The organism is Agromyces ramosus (assembly GCF_030817175.1).
Taxonomy (GTDB): Bacteria; Actinomycetota; Actinomycetes; order Actinomycetales; family Microbacteriaceae; genus Agromyces; species Agromyces ramosus_A.
This window is the reverse complement of sequence record NZ_JAUSYY010000001.1, coordinates 1,208,331-1,221,655: the sequence shown is the minus strand read 5'-3', so window position 1 is coordinate 1,221,655 and position 13,325 is coordinate 1,208,331. Positions and strand designations below refer to the sequence as shown.

The 13,325-nt window shown below is 68.7% G+C and carries 15 protein-coding genes; 7 read left to right on the top strand and 8 right to left on the bottom strand.

Annotated elements, in window-relative coordinates; genetic code table 11:
• Positions 1 to 5 precede the first annotated feature (5 nt).
• The 5 genes from QFZ26_RS05685 to QFZ26_RS05665 are packed head-to-tail and all read right to left on the bottom strand — an operon-like array spanning position 6 to position 5,003.
• Positions 6 to 1,019: an SIS domain-containing protein gene (locus QFZ26_RS05685; RefSeq protein ID WP_307040083.1), complete on the bottom strand. Its 1,014-nt coding sequence runs from the start codon at positions 1,017 to 1,019 to the stop codon at positions 6 to 8.
• Positions 1,020 to 1,071: 52 nt separating this feature from the next.
• Positions 1,072 to 1,911: a sugar phosphate isomerase/epimerase family protein gene (locus tag QFZ26_RS05680; protein ID WP_307040081.1), complete on the bottom strand. Its 840-nt coding sequence runs from the start codon at positions 1,909 to 1,911 to the stop codon at positions 1,072 to 1,074.
• Positions 1,908 to 2,744 (bottom strand): carbohydrate ABC transporter permease, encoded by an 837-nt coding sequence (locus tag QFZ26_RS05675; protein WP_307040078.1) that lies wholly within the window; start codon positions 2,742 to 2,744, stop codon positions 1,908 to 1,910. The genes QFZ26_RS05680 and QFZ26_RS05675 overlap by 4 nt, the downstream gene beginning before the upstream one ends.
• A complete protein-coding gene (locus tag QFZ26_RS05670) occupies positions 2,738 to 3,706 on the bottom strand; it encodes a carbohydrate ABC transporter permease (RefSeq protein ID WP_307040076.1) in 969 nt (322 codons plus the stop codon). Before QFZ26_RS05670 ends, QFZ26_RS05675 begins: the two co-directional genes overlap by 7 nt.
• Positions 3,684 to 5,003: an ABC transporter substrate-binding protein gene (locus tag QFZ26_RS05665; protein ID WP_307040075.1), complete on the bottom strand. Its 1,320-nt coding sequence runs from the start codon at positions 5,001 to 5,003 to the stop codon at positions 3,684 to 3,686. The genes QFZ26_RS05670 and QFZ26_RS05665 overlap by 23 nt, the downstream gene beginning before the upstream one ends.
• A 228-nt stretch (positions 5,004 to 5,231) precedes the next feature.
• On the opposite strand from QFZ26_RS05665, the gene QFZ26_RS05660 reads away from it, so the two are divergent.
• The 3 genes from QFZ26_RS05660 (at position 5,232) to QFZ26_RS05650 (ending at position 8,378) form a co-directional block, all read left to right on the top strand.
• Positions 5,232 to 6,248 carry an SIS domain-containing protein gene (locus QFZ26_RS05660; protein WP_307040067.1) on the top strand — a complete coding sequence of 339 codons (1,017 nt, stop codon included), beginning with the start codon at positions 5,232 to 5,234 and terminating at the stop codon, positions 6,246 to 6,248.
• A gap of 107 nt (positions 6,249 to 6,355) precedes the next feature.
• On the top strand, positions 6,356 to 7,246 hold the full coding sequence (locus QFZ26_RS05655; protein ID WP_307040065.1) for a PfkB family carbohydrate kinase: 891 nt from the start codon (positions 6,356 to 6,358) through the stop codon (positions 7,244 to 7,246).
• A 34-nt stretch (positions 7,247 to 7,280) separates the two neighbouring features.
• Positions 7,281 to 8,378, top strand: a complete 1,098-nt coding sequence (locus QFZ26_RS05650) for a LacI family DNA-binding transcriptional regulator (RefSeq protein WP_307040063.1) — start codon at positions 7,281 to 7,283, stop codon at positions 8,376 to 8,378.
• A 208-nt stretch (positions 8,379 to 8,586) separates the two neighbouring features.
• On the opposite strand, the gene QFZ26_RS05645 is transcribed toward QFZ26_RS05650, so the two are convergent.
• Together QFZ26_RS05645 and QFZ26_RS05640 are read right to left on the bottom strand one after the other, a co-directional pair.
• On the bottom strand, positions 8,587 to 9,048 hold the full coding sequence (locus tag QFZ26_RS05645; RefSeq protein WP_307040061.1) for a DUF4442 domain-containing protein: 462 nt from the start codon (positions 9,046 to 9,048) through the stop codon (positions 8,587 to 8,589).
• 82 nt (positions 9,049 to 9,130) lie between these two features.
• The gene (locus tag QFZ26_RS05640; protein WP_307040059.1) at positions 9,131 to 10,003 is read right to left on the bottom strand and encodes an NAD(P)H-binding protein; all 873 of its coding nucleotides are present in this window, start codon (positions 10,001 to 10,003) and stop codon (positions 9,131 to 9,133) included.
• A 93-nt stretch (positions 10,004 to 10,096) separates the two neighbouring features.
• On the opposite strand from QFZ26_RS05640, the gene QFZ26_RS05635 reads away from it, so the two are divergent.
• The gene (locus QFZ26_RS05635) at positions 10,097 to 10,462 is read left to right on the top strand and encodes a winged helix-turn-helix transcriptional regulator (protein WP_307040057.1); all 366 of its coding nucleotides are present in this window, start codon (positions 10,097 to 10,099) and stop codon (positions 10,460 to 10,462) included.
• Positions 10,463 to 10,490: 28 nt separating this feature from the next.
• Here the strand turns inward: QFZ26_RS05635 and QFZ26_RS05630 are convergent, their stop codons facing one another.
• Positions 10,491 to 10,949 (bottom strand): hypothetical protein, encoded by a 459-nt coding sequence (locus tag QFZ26_RS05630; protein WP_307040055.1) that lies wholly within the window; start codon positions 10,947 to 10,949, stop codon positions 10,491 to 10,493.
• A gap of 204 nt (positions 10,950 to 11,153) precedes the next feature.
• Between QFZ26_RS05630 and QFZ26_RS05625 the strand changes: the two genes are divergently transcribed.
• From QFZ26_RS05625 to QFZ26_RS05615, 3 genes are all read left to right on the top strand, one after another.
• Positions 11,154 to 11,300 carry a hypothetical protein gene (locus QFZ26_RS05625; RefSeq protein WP_307040053.1) on the top strand — a complete coding sequence of 49 codons (147 nt, stop codon included), beginning with the start codon at positions 11,154 to 11,156 and terminating at the stop codon, positions 11,298 to 11,300.
• Between the two features lie 129 nt (positions 11,301 to 11,429).
• Complete coding sequence (locus QFZ26_RS05620; protein ID WP_307040051.1) at positions 11,430 to 12,767, top strand: hypothetical protein; 1,338 nt, start codon at positions 11,430 to 11,432, stop codon at positions 12,765 to 12,767.
• Positions 12,768 to 12,858: 91 nt separating this feature from the next.
• Positions 12,859 to 13,320 carry a pyridoxamine 5'-phosphate oxidase family protein gene (locus QFZ26_RS05615; protein WP_307040049.1) on the top strand — a complete coding sequence of 154 codons (462 nt, stop codon included), beginning with the start codon at positions 12,859 to 12,861 and terminating at the stop codon, positions 13,318 to 13,320.
• Positions 13,321 to 13,325: the final 5 nt, after the last annotated feature.

Sequence of the window (13,325 nt, the reverse complement as noted above, 5' to 3'; positions counted from 1 at the left end):
GCGCCTCAGTACTGCAGCTGCCGGTAGTACCGGCGTGTGGTCAGCGGGTGGTCGCGCAGCACCTCGAGGTGCGCGCTCACCCGTTCGAGCGCCGTCGCCAAGAGGACGGGCGCGAGCAGCGCGCGCACCTCGGGGGTGAAGCCGAGCAGCTCGAAGTCGGCCGTGTCGATGACGGTCAGGGTGTCGGTGATGCGCGGCACGAACGCCTCGACCCGCTCGACCAGCGTGCGGCCGGCATCCTCGCCCTTCAACGCGATGACGCTCACGCCGGGTTCGAGCAGCTCGAGCGTGCCATGGAAGAAGTCGGACGCGTGCACGGGCCGCGTGCGGATCCACTGCATCTCCTCGAGGATGCACATTCCGTAGTAGAAGGCCTCGGACCAGCTCGCGCCCGCGCCCGTGATCACGTGGTAGTCGGAGTCCGCGATCATGCGGGCGAGCTCGGCGGCACGGCCTTCGAAAGCGCGCTTCACGCCGAGAAGGGCGTCGGGCAGCGTCTTCAGTTGCGCGAGCACCTCGTCGTAGCCGTCGAACTCGCCCCGTGCCCGCATGATCGACAGTGCGATGAGCAGCGACTGCACCGAGAACGTCTCGCTCGACGTGTCGTCGGCGGCGAACGTCGTGAGGTTGAGGTCGGCTGCCCGGGCGAGCGGGGCGTCGGCGTGACCCGTGAGCGTGAGCACGGTCGCGCCGCGCTCCTGCGCGTACTCGAGCGCGCGGATGCTCTCGAGCGTCGTCCCCGACAGCGACGGGATCACCACTATCGAGTCGGCGCCGAGATGCACCGAGCCCGTCTCGACGAGCTCGGCGGGCATCTCGTGGAACGTCGGGAACGCGGATCGCGTCTGCAGCAGGCGCACTGCGGGCTCCATGAGGATGCCGGCACCGCCCGATCCGACGAAGAAGACGTTCGAGGCGCCGGCCGCGAGGCGTTCGGCCACGAATGCGTCGATGGGCGCGGCGAGCGCGACCGCACCCGCCTGGATGTCGAGGAAGCGCTGCTCGTCGAAGTTCAGCATGGGAGTCCTTTCGTGGGTGGAGTGCGTGAAGCGGGAGGAAGGTGATATGCCGTCATGCCGCGAGCTCGCGCCCGACGGCGGCGAAGCACCGGTCGAGTGCGGGCCGCGGGTCGAAGGCATAGGTGCCATCGCCGAAGAGCTCGAAGGTGAGGCATCCGTCGTATCCCTGACGGCCGAGCGCCTCGAGGTACTCGCCGAGCGGCAGCTCGCCGTCGCCCCACGCGAGATGACCATTCGGCTTGCCGTCGATGAGGTGCACATGGCGGATGCGACCGCCGAGGGCGGCGAAATAGCCGTCGATGGTGTCACCGGCGGTCGCCATCGCGACGGTGTCAAGGGCGGCGCCGAGGTTCGGAGCGGCGATCTCGTCGAGCATCCGGGCGAGTGTCGCCGCGTCATTCACGAGGTTCGACTCGATGCGCTGCAGGGGCTCGAGTACGCAGTCGACACCGAGCGTGCCGGCGTACGCCGCGATCTCGCCGATCGCGTCGACCGATCGGCGCCACGCGGCATCCATCGGCTCATCTTCGAAGCCCCGCCCGGCGGTCAGGAACAGCAGCGGCGACTCGAGCTCGACGCAGAGTTCGGCCGCGCGACGGAACATGGCGATGCTCGACTCGCGCAGCCATCGCGACGGAGATGCGACGTTCACCGGGTAGATCACCTGCTCGGGGGTGAGGCAGTGCACCGCGAGACCGCGCTCGGTGATGCGACGGCGGATGCCGCGGGCGTCTTCATTGCTCAGTTGCGGCACGTGCAGCTGCGGCGCGATGCCCCAGAGCTCGACCCGTTCGCGCCCGAGCGCGACCGTGTCGTCGAGGAAGCGGTCGAAGGGGAGGTGCTGGTAGGAGAAGTTCGATCCCGTGAACTGCTCGAGCCGGATGCCGCTCATTTGCCGATCCCGTCGGCGAGGCCCTTGACGAAGTAGCGCTGGCACGCGAAGAAGAGGACGACGACGGGCAGTGCCGCGATGACCATGCCGGCGAAGACGACGGGATAGTCGGTGCCGTGCCTGCTCATGAGGCTCGTGAGTCCGACCGGCAGCGTCTGCACGTCGGTGCCGCTCGTGAACACCATCGCGAACAGGTACTCGTTCCAGGCGAAGAGGATGTGCAGGATGATCACCGAGATGATGATCGGCCGGCACATCGGCAGGATGATGCGCCAGAAGGCCGTCCACCGGCTCGCCCCATCGACCTCGGCCGCTTCGTCGACCTCGCGCGGCAGGTCGATCATGTACGCCCGGATGAGGAACGTGGTGAACGGGATGCGGAAGGCGGTATAGAGGATGAGCAGCGCCCAGAAGGTGTTGTAGAGGCCCATCGACTGGAACATCTTCACGAGGGGCACGAGCGCGACGGTCGGCGCGAGCATGAGCCCCCCGAGGATGACGGTGGCCCAGGTGCGCGAGAACGGGATCTCGACCCGCGCGAGGCCGTACGCGGCCCACGCGCTGATGAAGACCGTCGCGATCGTCGAGGTGACCGTCACGAGGATGCTCGTCGTGAGGTAGTTGCTGACGCCGCGATTCCACGCGGCCGAGTAGTTCTCCCAGCCCCACTGCAGGGGCAGCGCGAACGGGTTGCCGAAGAGCTCGGCATTGGTCTTGAAGCCGTTCAGCACCATCCAGGTGAGCGGGTAGACGACCACCACTGCGAGGCAGAGCAGGAACGTCCACATGAACACGCGGGCGATGACGCCGGCGAAGGTGAGTCGGGTCACCATTCCACCCTTCTGCGACGGTTGATCCAGAGCTGCACGAGCGCGATGCCGAGCGTGATCACGAAGATCACCGTCGCGATGGCGGCCGCGTACCCGAAGTCGTTCCGTACGAAGCCGTTGCGGTAGAGCCAGGTGCCGAGCACCTGCGTGGAGTTGTTCGGGCCGCCCGAGGTCATCACCATGACCTCGTTGAACACCTGGAAGGCTCCCGAGATCGTGACGATGATCATGAGGCCGGTCATCTCCCGAACCAGGGGGAGCGTGATCGTGAAGAACCGGCGGACCGCACCGATGCCGTCGATCGCGGCGGCCTCGTAGAGCTCCGACGGGATGCGCTGGATCGCCACGGCGAACAGCAGCGTCGAGTAGCCGAAGCCCTGCCACTGGCTCATCGCGATGATCGAGATCATCGCGGTCGACTCCTGGCCGAGCCATGGCTGCGCCCACGCCCCGAGACCCACGGCCTCGAGCGCGTGGTTCAGCATGCCGAGGTTCGGTTCGTAGATGAAGTAGAAGAGCAGGCCTGCGACGGTGAGCGAGATGGCCGACGGCACGAAGTAGATCGCGCGCAGCCCTCGCCGCCACCGATCCTGGCGGATGCTCTCGATGATCGCGGCGAGCACGATCGCTCCGAACACCTGGAACGCCAGTGACACGACCGCGTACAGCACGTTGTTCCAGAGCGACGACCAGAAGATCGGGTCGGCCACCAGTCGCTGGTAGTTCTCGGCGCCGATGAACTCCTGGCTGCCGCTGTAGATGTCCCATTCGAGCGTCGAGAACCCGAGGTTCTGCGCGAGCGGCAAGTAGACGAACACGGCGAGCACGACGACGGCTGGAAGGATCCAGCCGAGCGCGAGCAGTCGCCTGGCGGTGGATCGCGAGGACCGCCTCGGGGGCCGGGGGCCGGCGGTCTGCACCGCCGGCACCCGGTCGAGGAGCTCACTCTGCTGCGTCAGAAGCATTCCGCACGCTCTCGAGCACTTCTTCGGGCGTGGAGCCACCGCTGATCAGTGCCTCGCCGCCCGCCAGCCAGGCGTCGGCCACCTCGGGCACCGTGACCGTGTCGAGCCAGATGACCAGGCCGGATGCCTCGTTCACCTTGGTGATGCCCTCGTAGACGGCGACGCTCGAGGTCTCGGGCGTGACCGCGTCGATGACCGTGCTCGGCTGGCCGTACGGAGGCGACGAGAGGATCGTGGCGTTCTCGAGCGTCGTCGCGAACTTCATGAAGTCGACGGCGAGCGCCGCACGCGGCGACTTCGCGTTGATGAGGTAGCCCTCGGGGGCTCCTTCGATGCTGCCCGGCTCGCCCGCCGCTCCTTCGGGTACGGGCAACGGGAAGATGCCGAAGTGCTCGGGCGTGAGGGCATTGCCCTCGGCGGTCACCGTGTCGAACTCGAGGATCTCCTGGTAGTACATCGCGGCGCGGCCGCCCGCGAGGGCCTCCTGTGCCGTCGTGTACAGCACGCCGTTCGTGCCGTTGCCACTGTCGGTGCACTCGTCGACGAGCGTCTTGAACTGCTCGAGCGACTCGACGTAGCCCGAGTCGTCGAGGGTGGCGGTCGAAGGCGAGAAGTCGTCGTGCAGCACGTCGCTCGGCACGTTGTAGGCGAACAGCTGCTGCAGGTAGTGCAACGCCGGCCAGCCGTCCTTGTTGCCGAACGCGATGGGCTCGTAGCCCGCGGCGCGGATGGGCCCGCAGCTCTCGATGAGCTCTTCGAAGGTGGTGGGCACCTCGATGCCGACCTCGTCGAAGATCGCCGTGTTGTAGCCCATGAACTTGCCGTTGTTGTAGAGCGGGATGCCGTAGTAGCTGCCGTCGACCTCGAACGCGCTCAGCGAGGCCTCGCCGAAGGTCTTGCCCCACTCGGTGTCGGGGCCGATCACCTCGGTGAGGTCGGCTGCGAGTCCGCCGTCGATGAAGTTCTGCGCCCAGTTGCCGGTCCAGGTGAAGTAGATGTCGGGCAGTGCGCCCGAGGCGGTGAGCGTCTTCGTCTTGTCCTTGACGCTCTGGTCGGTCTCCTGGATGAGCTCGACGGTGACCTCGGGATGCAGCTCCTCGTACTCGGCGGCGAGCGTCTCGAAGTAGGGCCCGAGGGGGTCGCCGCCGAACTTGGTGAGGATGCTCAGCGTGCCCGAGTACTCGGGCTCGGCGGTGACGTCGGCCGCGGGGGCGGCGCTGGCCCCGGCGCATCCGGCCAACAGGAGCGCGGATGCCGCGCCGAGCGCGGTGAGTGCGGTGATTCTCTGTGCGTGCATGGTCTTCCTCTGTCTCGGATGAAGGCCGGACCAGCCGGAGGGGGAAGCTCCGGGGGATCCGCCATCGGATCTCTGTGACACGTACTGGGTGGTGGGCACCGACTCTACACAGAATCTGATACCGGTACCAGAGTTGACCGCAAATCCGTCCTGTGTCAGCATGAGGGCCACCTGATACCGGTACCACATCTCGAATAATGGACCGGCTCCCGCTTCGAAAGGACCACCATGCTCGCGACCACCCTGCTCGGCTTCGACGAGACCACCTTCCGCAGCCAGACGGCCAGCGCCGTCGCGTTGCGCCCGGAGATCGAGGAGGTCGTCGACCGCCTCCACGCCGAGGGGTTCGCCAACCTCTTCCTCATCGGGGCCGGCGGCACGTATGCCGCAATGTGGCCCTACGAGCACCTCGGCCGCCGCAGCTCGACGCTGCCCGTGCGCAGCGTCATCGCCGCCGAGCTCATCGAGTCGGGCGACGCCACCCTGGGCGACGACTCGGTCGCCATCTTCACGTCGGTGTCCGGCACGACCGACGACAGCCTGCGCGCCATCGAGTACTGCAAGGCGCACGGCGTCACCACCATCGCCTTCACCGGCTACGGCGACTCGCCGATCGCGAAGGCCGTCGACATCGCGCTCGTCTCCGAGCCGAAGACCTGGCCGTTCGACATGCAGCTGCTCCTCTTCATGACGCGCCTGCTGTCGCTGCGCGGCGAGTTCGACGGCTACGAGAAGTTCGCCGACGAGCTCGCGGCGCTGCCCGACGTGCTCGTCGCGGTCGCCGAGCAGGCCGAGCCCGTGGCATCCGACTTCGCCGAGTCGCACGCCGACGCCGACTACCACTTCCTGGTCGGGGGCGGCAATCTGTGGGGCTTCACCTACCTCTACTCGATGTGCATCCTCGAGGAGATGCAGTGGCTGCGCACCACGCGCGTGCACAGTGCCGAGTTCTTCCACGGCTCGCTCGAGCTGCTCGAGGAGGACACGAGCGTCATCGTGTTCCAGGGCGAGGACGAGACGCGCGCGCTCACCGACCGCGTCGAGCGCTTCGTGAAGAAGGTCTCGAACGACGTCACGGTCTTCGACACGAAGGACTACCCGCTCGAGGGCTTCAGTCCCGAGTTCCGGGGCCTGCTCGCACCGATCGTGCTCGACACGGTCATGGGTCGGGTCTCGAAGCACCTCGAGCGGGTGCGCAACCACTCGCTCGACCTCCGCCGGTACTACCGCGTCGTCGAGTACTGATCAGTCGGTGCTGATCTGTCGTCCGTCTTGATCCGTTCGAGTGGATGCCCCGCCTCGGCCCTGCGCCGGGGCGGGGCATCCGCGACCATTTCCAGGAGACTCAAGCCATGCGAATACTCGGCTTCGGCGACAACATCGTCGACCGCTTCCTCGACCGGGGCCTCGATTACCCGGGCGGCAACTGCGTGAACGTCGCGGTGTTCGCGCGGCGCCTGGGCGCTGAGGCCGGGTACCTCGGCGTCTTCGGCGACGATGACGCGGGAGCCTACCTGCAAGCGGCGATCGCCGCCGAGGGCGTCGACGTGTCGCGCAGCCGGGTCCGCGAGGGGGAGAGTGGGGTCTCGACCCTGCGCGTGGAGGGAGGCGAGCGCACGTTCCTCGGCTGGAACGGCGGCGGCGTCACCGTGCGCTCGCCGCTCGACCTCGACGATGACCTGCTCGAGTACGCCGCGGGCTTCGACCTCGTGCATTCGAGCGTCTACTCGCGCAGTGAGGCCGAGCTTCCGAAGCTCGCGGGTGGGCGCGCACTCGTCTCGTTCGATCTCTCGAGTGAAGACGAGTTCCGCTCTCCCGCCTACCTCGATCGCATCTGCCCGTCGTCCGATCTCGTGCTGCTCTCGTGCTCGCACCTCGATGCCGAGCAGACTCGCGGCCTGCTCGCCGACGCCATCGGCCGCGGGGCATCCGTCGCGCTCGGCACCCGGGGCACCGACGGCGCGATCGTCACCGATGGCACCGTCACGATCGAGGCCGACGCGCACCTCGTCGAGGATGCGTCGACCATCGTGGACACGATGGGCTGCGGCGACGCCTTCCTCGCGGGGTTCATCGTGTCGCTGCTCGGTTCGGGCTGGAGCCGCACGCGACGACCCGACCGCGATGCCTTCGCCGCGGCATTGGGGGCGGGGGCGGATGCCGCGCACGCGCAGTGCTTCGTCGAGGGCGCGTTCGGTCGTGGCCGCCCGTCGGGCGAAGCCGTCGCCGCTAGCATGTGGTGAGTCGGGGGCACAGGTGAAAGGTCGGCGCGGCGGTATGGCGGCTGAACGCGAGCGGGCCTCGAGCCCGCCCACCATCTCAGAGGTGGCGACCGCCGCCGGCGTCGGCCGGGCCACCGCCGCGCGAACGCTCGGCGGCTACGGCTATGTGAGCCCCGAGCTTCGCGAGCGGGTGCTCGCCGCGGCCGAGCAGATCGGCTACCGCACGAACGCGCTCGCGCGCAGCATGTCGACCGGCGTGACGCACACGCTCGGCGTGATCGTCGCCGACATCGGCAACCCCTTCTTCGCGGGCGTCGTGCGCGGCATCTCCGACACCTCGCGCGAGCGTGGCTTCGACACCATCGTGCTCAGCACGCATGAAGACCTCGACGAAGAGATCGCGGCGATGAACGTGCTCATCGACAAGCGCGTCGACGGCGTCATCGTCGCCTCGGCCGCGGTCGAGCGAGCGGATGTCGCGCACCTCACCGCCGCGATCGATCACAGCATTCCCGTGGTGCTCGTCGACCGTGAAGTGTCGCACCTCGATCTCGACGCGGTGGTGATCGACAACCGCGAAGCCGCACGCGGGGCGGTCGACACCCTGATCGACGCGGGTCACACCCGCATCGGCTTTGTGTGGGGGCCGTCGGCCGACGAGCGGCCGACGACTCGTCGTGAGCTGCTCGCGGCCGCCTCGAAGAATCTGTGGACCGACGCCGAGCGACTGCGCGGCTACCTCGACGCGCTCGACGACGCTGGAATCCGGTTCGACCCCGACCTCGTGATGGTGGGCGAGAAGACGGAGTCGCGCGCGACCGACGAGGTGGCCCGCATGCTGGCCCTGCCCGACCGGGCGACCGCGATCTTCTGCACCGAGACCGACGCGATGACCGGCTCGCTCCGTGCGGTGCGCGCGGCGGGCCTCGCCTACCCGGCCGACGTCTCCCTGATCGGATTCGACGACAGCTCGTGGGCAGCTGTCATGGACCCGCCGCTCACGATGATCGCGCAGCCCATGCATGCGCTCGGCGCCCAGGCGGCGGCCACGCTGCTCGCGCTCATCGACGGTGAGACGACGCCGCGTTCGCGGCACACGCTCGAGACGCGGCTCGTATCGCGCGCGTCGGTGGCCCCGCCGCCTGTGACCTGACGCGACGCGAACTGCGACGGCCGCGAACGGGTCAGGAAACGGGAACTGACCACTTGCGGGGAGCACGGTCGCACGCCGATCGAGGCCCTCGCGTGCCCACGCGATCGCGCGGTGGGCCGATTCGCGACGCATCCGCCGTAGTACCTCGGTAGGGAGTCGGCATCGCATCCGCGTATGCCAGTTCCCCCTCATCGACGAGGGGGAACTGTCATACCGCCATCCGACGCTTCTCGCGCACGTAGACCTCGCGCCGCACGCGCGCGACGATGTCACCCTCACGGTCGGTGATCTCGGTCTCGAACCACTCGAGCACCTTGGCGCCGCCGCGCGCCCGCTCACGCAGCTCCTCCACCTTCGACGGCGGCACCTCGAAGTGCGCGGTCAGCACGCCGCGACCGGGCTTCACGAACTCGATCTCGCCGCGGGTGTCCCACACGAGGTAGTCGCGTCCGAGCTGGTGCATCACGAGCATGAAGAAGTACGGGTCCGTCATCGCCGACATCGAGCCGCCGAACGCGGTCTTCACGTAGTTGCGGGTGATGACATTGGTGTGCAGTTCGACCGTCGCGCTCGTCCAGTCGGGGGCGAACCGCTTCACCCGGATGCCGCTGAACAGGTTCGGGGCCCACAGGCTCATGACGATGGCCAGGCGTCGGGGAGTCATGCGCATACGCCCGATTGTGCCGCGATGCACGTCACCGTGGCCACTCGCTTGTCGCTCGCCGACAATCGAAGACGAGATGGCATTGGGCTTATGCGGCGACGCGGTCGTCGACGGCTGCGCGCAGCCCCTCGACGAGCGGCGTCGACGGGCGACCGATGAGCCGCGACAGGGTGCCATCGGAGTCGCCGAGCACGCCGTCGCGAATGCCCGTGTCGATCGCGGCGACGAACCCGGCCGTGCCCGCGTCGAGCCCGAACCCCTCAAGGGCTGCGATGTGCTCCGACGTCGAGAGTGGCTGGAACGTCACCTCGCGCCCGACGACCTCGGAGGCGGCTGCCGCAAGCTCCGAGTAGTCCCACGCGAGGTCGCCGGCGAGTTCGTACACCTGGCCGAGGTGGCCGTCTTCGAGCAGCACCACGGCGGCGGCGTCGGCGTAGTCGGCACGCGTGGCGCTCGCCACGCGGCCGTCGGCCACGGATGCCGCGATGACGCCGGTCGAGGCGGCGCGCGAGACATCCGCCGCGTAGTTCTCGGTGTACCAGTTGTTGCGCAGGATCACCGCGGGGACACCTGAGGCGGCGATGGCCTCTTCGGTGGCCTTGTGCTCGGGGGCGAGCACGAAGTCGGCGGTGGTGGCCTTCGGCGCGCTCGTGTAGACGAGCTTGGCGACGCCGGCCGCCGCAGCGGCGTCGATCACGTTCTGGTGCAGCGCGACGCGGTTGCCGGGTTCCGATGCGGAGACGAGCAGCACGGCGTCGACGCCTTCGAGCGCCGGGGCGATGGTCTCGGTGCGTGCGTAGTCGAGTTCGGCGGTGCGGATGCCGCGTGCCGCGAGCTCGGCGAGCTTCGACGTGTCGCGGGCGGTGGCGACGATCGTGTCGGGGGCGGCGCCGCGGGCGAGCAGCGATTCGACGACGAGACGGCCCAGCTGGCCCGACGCGGCGGTGACGAGGATGGTCATGGTGTTCCTTCCGATTGCGGTCATCTTCAGCAACCGGATGCTGCGCCCTAGCCTTCCCTAGCGGTGGTACCCACTTTGAAGTAAGGTACCTACATGGTGGTAAGTCTTGCGCAGATCCGGCAGACCGCGGGCGAAGTCTTCACCGAGGGATGCCCCACGCGCGTCGTCCTCGACCACATCATGAGCAAGTGGGGCGTGCTCGTGCTCCTCGCGCTGACCGACGGCACGCACCGCTGGGGCGAGCTGCGCCGCGAGGTCGAGGGCATCAGCGAGAAGATGCTCGCCTCGACGCTGCGCACGCTCGAAGCCGACGGACTCGTCGACCGCACTTCCTACCCCGAGGTGCCGCCGCGCGTCGAGTACGCGCTGACCGACCTTGGCCGCGAACTCATGGAGCGGATGCTGCCGCTCGTGCAGTGGGTGGCGGCGAACGCGGGGCGGGTCATCCCGGTCAGCTGACCCTCCCGGGTTCCGGAGCCGATGCGGCTCAGGCGCCGGCCGACAGTTCGTCGACGGCTCGCAGGAGTCGGTCATCATCGAGGCTGAGGAGCTCGAAGGCCTCCCGGATTCGAACCGCGGCCTCCGGACGGCGCTGTTCGAGGCATTCGGCCAGTCGCAGGCCGTCATTGTTCACCTGGGCCAACGACCCGAGCAGCGACGCGGCGGCCGCCAGCGGCACGATGATCGTCTCGGCCGTCCCCTGCGCTCCGTTGACCTCGCCGACCGCCTCCACCACGTAGGCGAGGGAACCGCCGAGCGCCGTTCTCTCTCCCGCGCAGAGCGCCATCGCCCTGTCCACGTCGTCAGCGAAGACATCCGGCTCGACACCGGCGCTTTCGAGATAGCGGCCGACATCACCACCGGACGCGATGATCCGGGCGATCTCCGGGTAGTCGATGGCACTGATCTCGATCGTCGGCTCGAGACCGGTTTCTCCTTCAGCCATTTCGATCACTCCCTTGGCCTACACAGCGTCGCCCCCAGTCGGTGCGGAATCTACTCCGAGCGCTTCCTTGCGGCAACGCCCCCTGACGCGTATCGGGCGAGCTCCCAGTACTCTCGTGACCGTGACGCTCGCTCATGGCGCTCTGGTTCTTCCTGCTCAGCCTGCTGTTTCCTGCTCGCCCGCGAGAGCCGCATCTCGGGATTCATGACGATCACAGTGTGGGGCACCGATGGCCAGTCGTCTGTCGAGAACATCCCCGTGGCCAACGAGGCGCAGCGCCTCGACGTGTTCAACCGAGTGACGTATCTGCAGTCGCTGATCGGACAGGAACGGCACCGACTCGGTCGTTGATCCGGCGACGGCGGTGGAATCGACATGCGCGAGAGGCCGTGTCGGCCTAGCATCGGAGGAGCGCTCCGGACCCCACCCGACCTCGCCGTCGAACCCCCGACTTCCGGCGCCGCGACTCGAGGAGCCCGAGTGACGACCCACGCCGACGACCAGCCGCTGTTCGGGTTCGGCACGTCGGGTGACGTCGGCGCCCCGCCGGCGGGGCGTCGCAGCGCCGACCACGGTGGCACTCACGGTGGCACCCTGCGGCCCCGCCGGGTTCCGGCACCCGAGTGGGGGAGGCATCCGTCGCCGCGCGATGTGCAGCGCTACTACCTGTGCAGCGAGGAGCCGAGCGGTGAGTTCGTCGAGGTCATCATCCCGGTCACCGACAACGGGCGGCGCCGCTACTTCGCCACGAGCGACGGCGAGCGCCTGACCGAGGTCGACGAGGACTACTTCGTGGGCCGAGGCGAGGGCAACGCCCGCTCGCTGCTCGAGCTCGACGCCCGCGAGATGGCCGAGCTGCAGGCCGAACTGAACTTCGTGCGCCCGGTGCTCGGGCGGGATCCGCTGGCGGAGGTGGCGGCTGTGGCGGCTGAGGCTGCTGCGGCCGAGGCGGCTGCCGACGCTTCGCAGGCGACGGATGTCGCGGATGTGCCGGAGCCGGGGATTGCGCCGGTGCCCCCACCGGTCGCCGCCATGCAACCGCCGACCGACCCGATGCCGGTCGCTGCTGTGCCGGCGCACATCCCGCCCCCGCCGCAGGCCCCGGACGACTCCACCGTCGAGCAACCCGCGGTCGAGAACGACAACGATGAAGACGAGAACGAGAACGAGAACGATGACGACGAAGAGACGATCGAGGAGACCGACGTGGTGATGGGAACGAGCGTGTTCGAGGGGGTCGAGCCCGCGGCATCCGTGCCCCCGTTCGCCGTTGCTGCGGTGTCGGCGACTGCGCCGGTCGACGGTCCGGCCCATGCGGCGCCCGCCGAGCCGCCGCCCACCCACCCGTCCGCCGCCGACGAGGCGACGCCCGCCGTCGACGCCGCGGCGCAGGTGTCGCTTGCGAAGGGCATCGCGTTCGTCGCGCACCGCGGCCAGCTCGACCGGATCGGCGCCGAGTACATCGATCACCCCGGTCGCGTCGCCGAGCGGTTCGACCCGCTGACCGAGCCCGTTCCCACCGCCGTGGCGTGGCTGCACGACGTGCTCGAGGACACCGCGGTCACCGCCCATGAGATGCTCGAGGCGGGCGTGCTGCCCGAGGTCGTCGAGCTCGTGCAGGTGCTCACGCGCACTGCGGATGTCGCCGATGACGAGTACTACGCGCGAATCCGTCGCCACCCGATCGCCCTCCGCGTGAAGCTCGCCGACCTCGACGACAACACGGCACCGTGGCGCGTGCGCCGCCTCGACTACGACACGCAGGTGCGCCTCGCCGAGAAGTACCGCCACGCACGCGAGGTGCTCGGCGCCAGCTGACTCGACCCGCCAGGCTCGACCCGCTGACTCGACCCGCCCGACCCGACCCGCCCGACTCGACCCGCCCCCAGCGGGTCTGGTAGCCATGAACATGGCCGCCACTGCAGACGACTCCCCGGCGAACCTCGCGCGGCGCATCGTCGACGCGAACTCGTACCTCACCCTCGCCACCGCCGACGCCGATGGCGGGCCGTGGGCGACGCCGGTGTGGTTCGCCGAGCGCGAGCTGCGGGAGTTCGTCTGGGTCTCGCGGCTCGAGCGACGGCACTCGCGCAATGTCGCGCAGCGTCGCGAGGTCGCGCTCGTCGTGTTCGACTCCACGACACCCGTCGGCTCTGCGACCGCGGTCTACGTCGACGCGGTCGCGACACAGGTGCCCGATGAGGAGCTGGGCGACGCGCTCGCCGTGTTCAACGCGAAGTCCGAGGCATCCGGACTCCCGAGGTGGGGCGAGGAGAAGGTCAGCGGTGACGCGCCGCACCGACTGTATCGAGCCATGGCGTCGCAGGTGTGGGTGCTCGACGAGTACGAGAACCGGGTGCCGGTGTTCTGAGTCGG

What these genes read in the sequence shown, in the direction of transcription:
- QFZ26_RS05650 (WP_307040063.1), top strand. Translation starts at nt 7,281, where the DNA reads ATGGCGGCTGAACGCGAGCGGGCCTCGAGCCCGCCCACCATCTCAGAG.
- QFZ26_RS05645 (WP_307040061.1), bottom strand. Translation starts at nt 9,048, where the DNA reads ATGCGCATGACTCCCCGACGCCTGGCCATCGTCATGAGCCTGTGGGCC.
- QFZ26_RS05630 (WP_307040055.1), bottom strand. Translation starts at nt 10,949, where the DNA reads ATGGCTGAAGGAGAAACCGGTCTCGAGCCGACGATCGAGATCAGTGCC.
- QFZ26_RS05670 (WP_307040076.1), bottom strand. Translation starts at nt 3,706, where the DNA reads ATGCTTCTGACGCAGCAGAGTGAGCTCCTCGACCGGGTGCCGGCGGTG.
- QFZ26_RS05680 (WP_307040081.1), bottom strand. Translation starts at nt 1,911, where the DNA reads ATGAGCGGCATCCGGCTCGAGCAGTTCACGGGATCGAACTTCTCCTAC.
- QFZ26_RS05635 (WP_307040057.1), top strand. Translation starts at nt 10,097, where the DNA reads ATGGTGGTAAGTCTTGCGCAGATCCGGCAGACCGCGGGCGAAGTCTTC.
- QFZ26_RS05685 (WP_307040083.1), bottom strand. Translation starts at nt 1,019, where the DNA reads ATGCTGAACTTCGACGAGCAGCGCTTCCTCGACATCCAGGCGGGTGCG.
- QFZ26_RS05625 (WP_307040053.1), top strand. Translation starts at nt 11,154, where the DNA reads ATGACGATCACAGTGTGGGGCACCGATGGCCAGTCGTCTGTCGAGAAC.
- QFZ26_RS05660 (WP_307040067.1), top strand. Translation starts at nt 5,232, where the DNA reads ATGCTCGCGACCACCCTGCTCGGCTTCGACGAGACCACCTTCCGCAGC.
- QFZ26_RS05655 (WP_307040065.1), top strand. Translation starts at nt 6,356, where the DNA reads ATGCGAATACTCGGCTTCGGCGACAACATCGTCGACCGCTTCCTCGAC.
- QFZ26_RS05615 (WP_307040049.1), top strand. Translation starts at nt 12,859, where the DNA reads ATGGCCGCCACTGCAGACGACTCCCCGGCGAACCTCGCGCGGCGCATC.
- QFZ26_RS05665 (WP_307040075.1), bottom strand. Translation starts at nt 5,003, where the DNA reads ATGCACGCACAGAGAATCACCGCACTCACCGCGCTCGGCGCGGCATCC.
- QFZ26_RS05675 (WP_307040078.1), bottom strand. Translation starts at nt 2,744, where the DNA reads ATGGTGACCCGACTCACCTTCGCCGGCGTCATCGCCCGCGTGTTCATG.
- QFZ26_RS05640 (WP_307040059.1), bottom strand. Translation starts at nt 10,003, where the DNA reads ATGACCATCCTCGTCACCGCCGCGTCGGGCCAGCTGGGCCGTCTCGTC.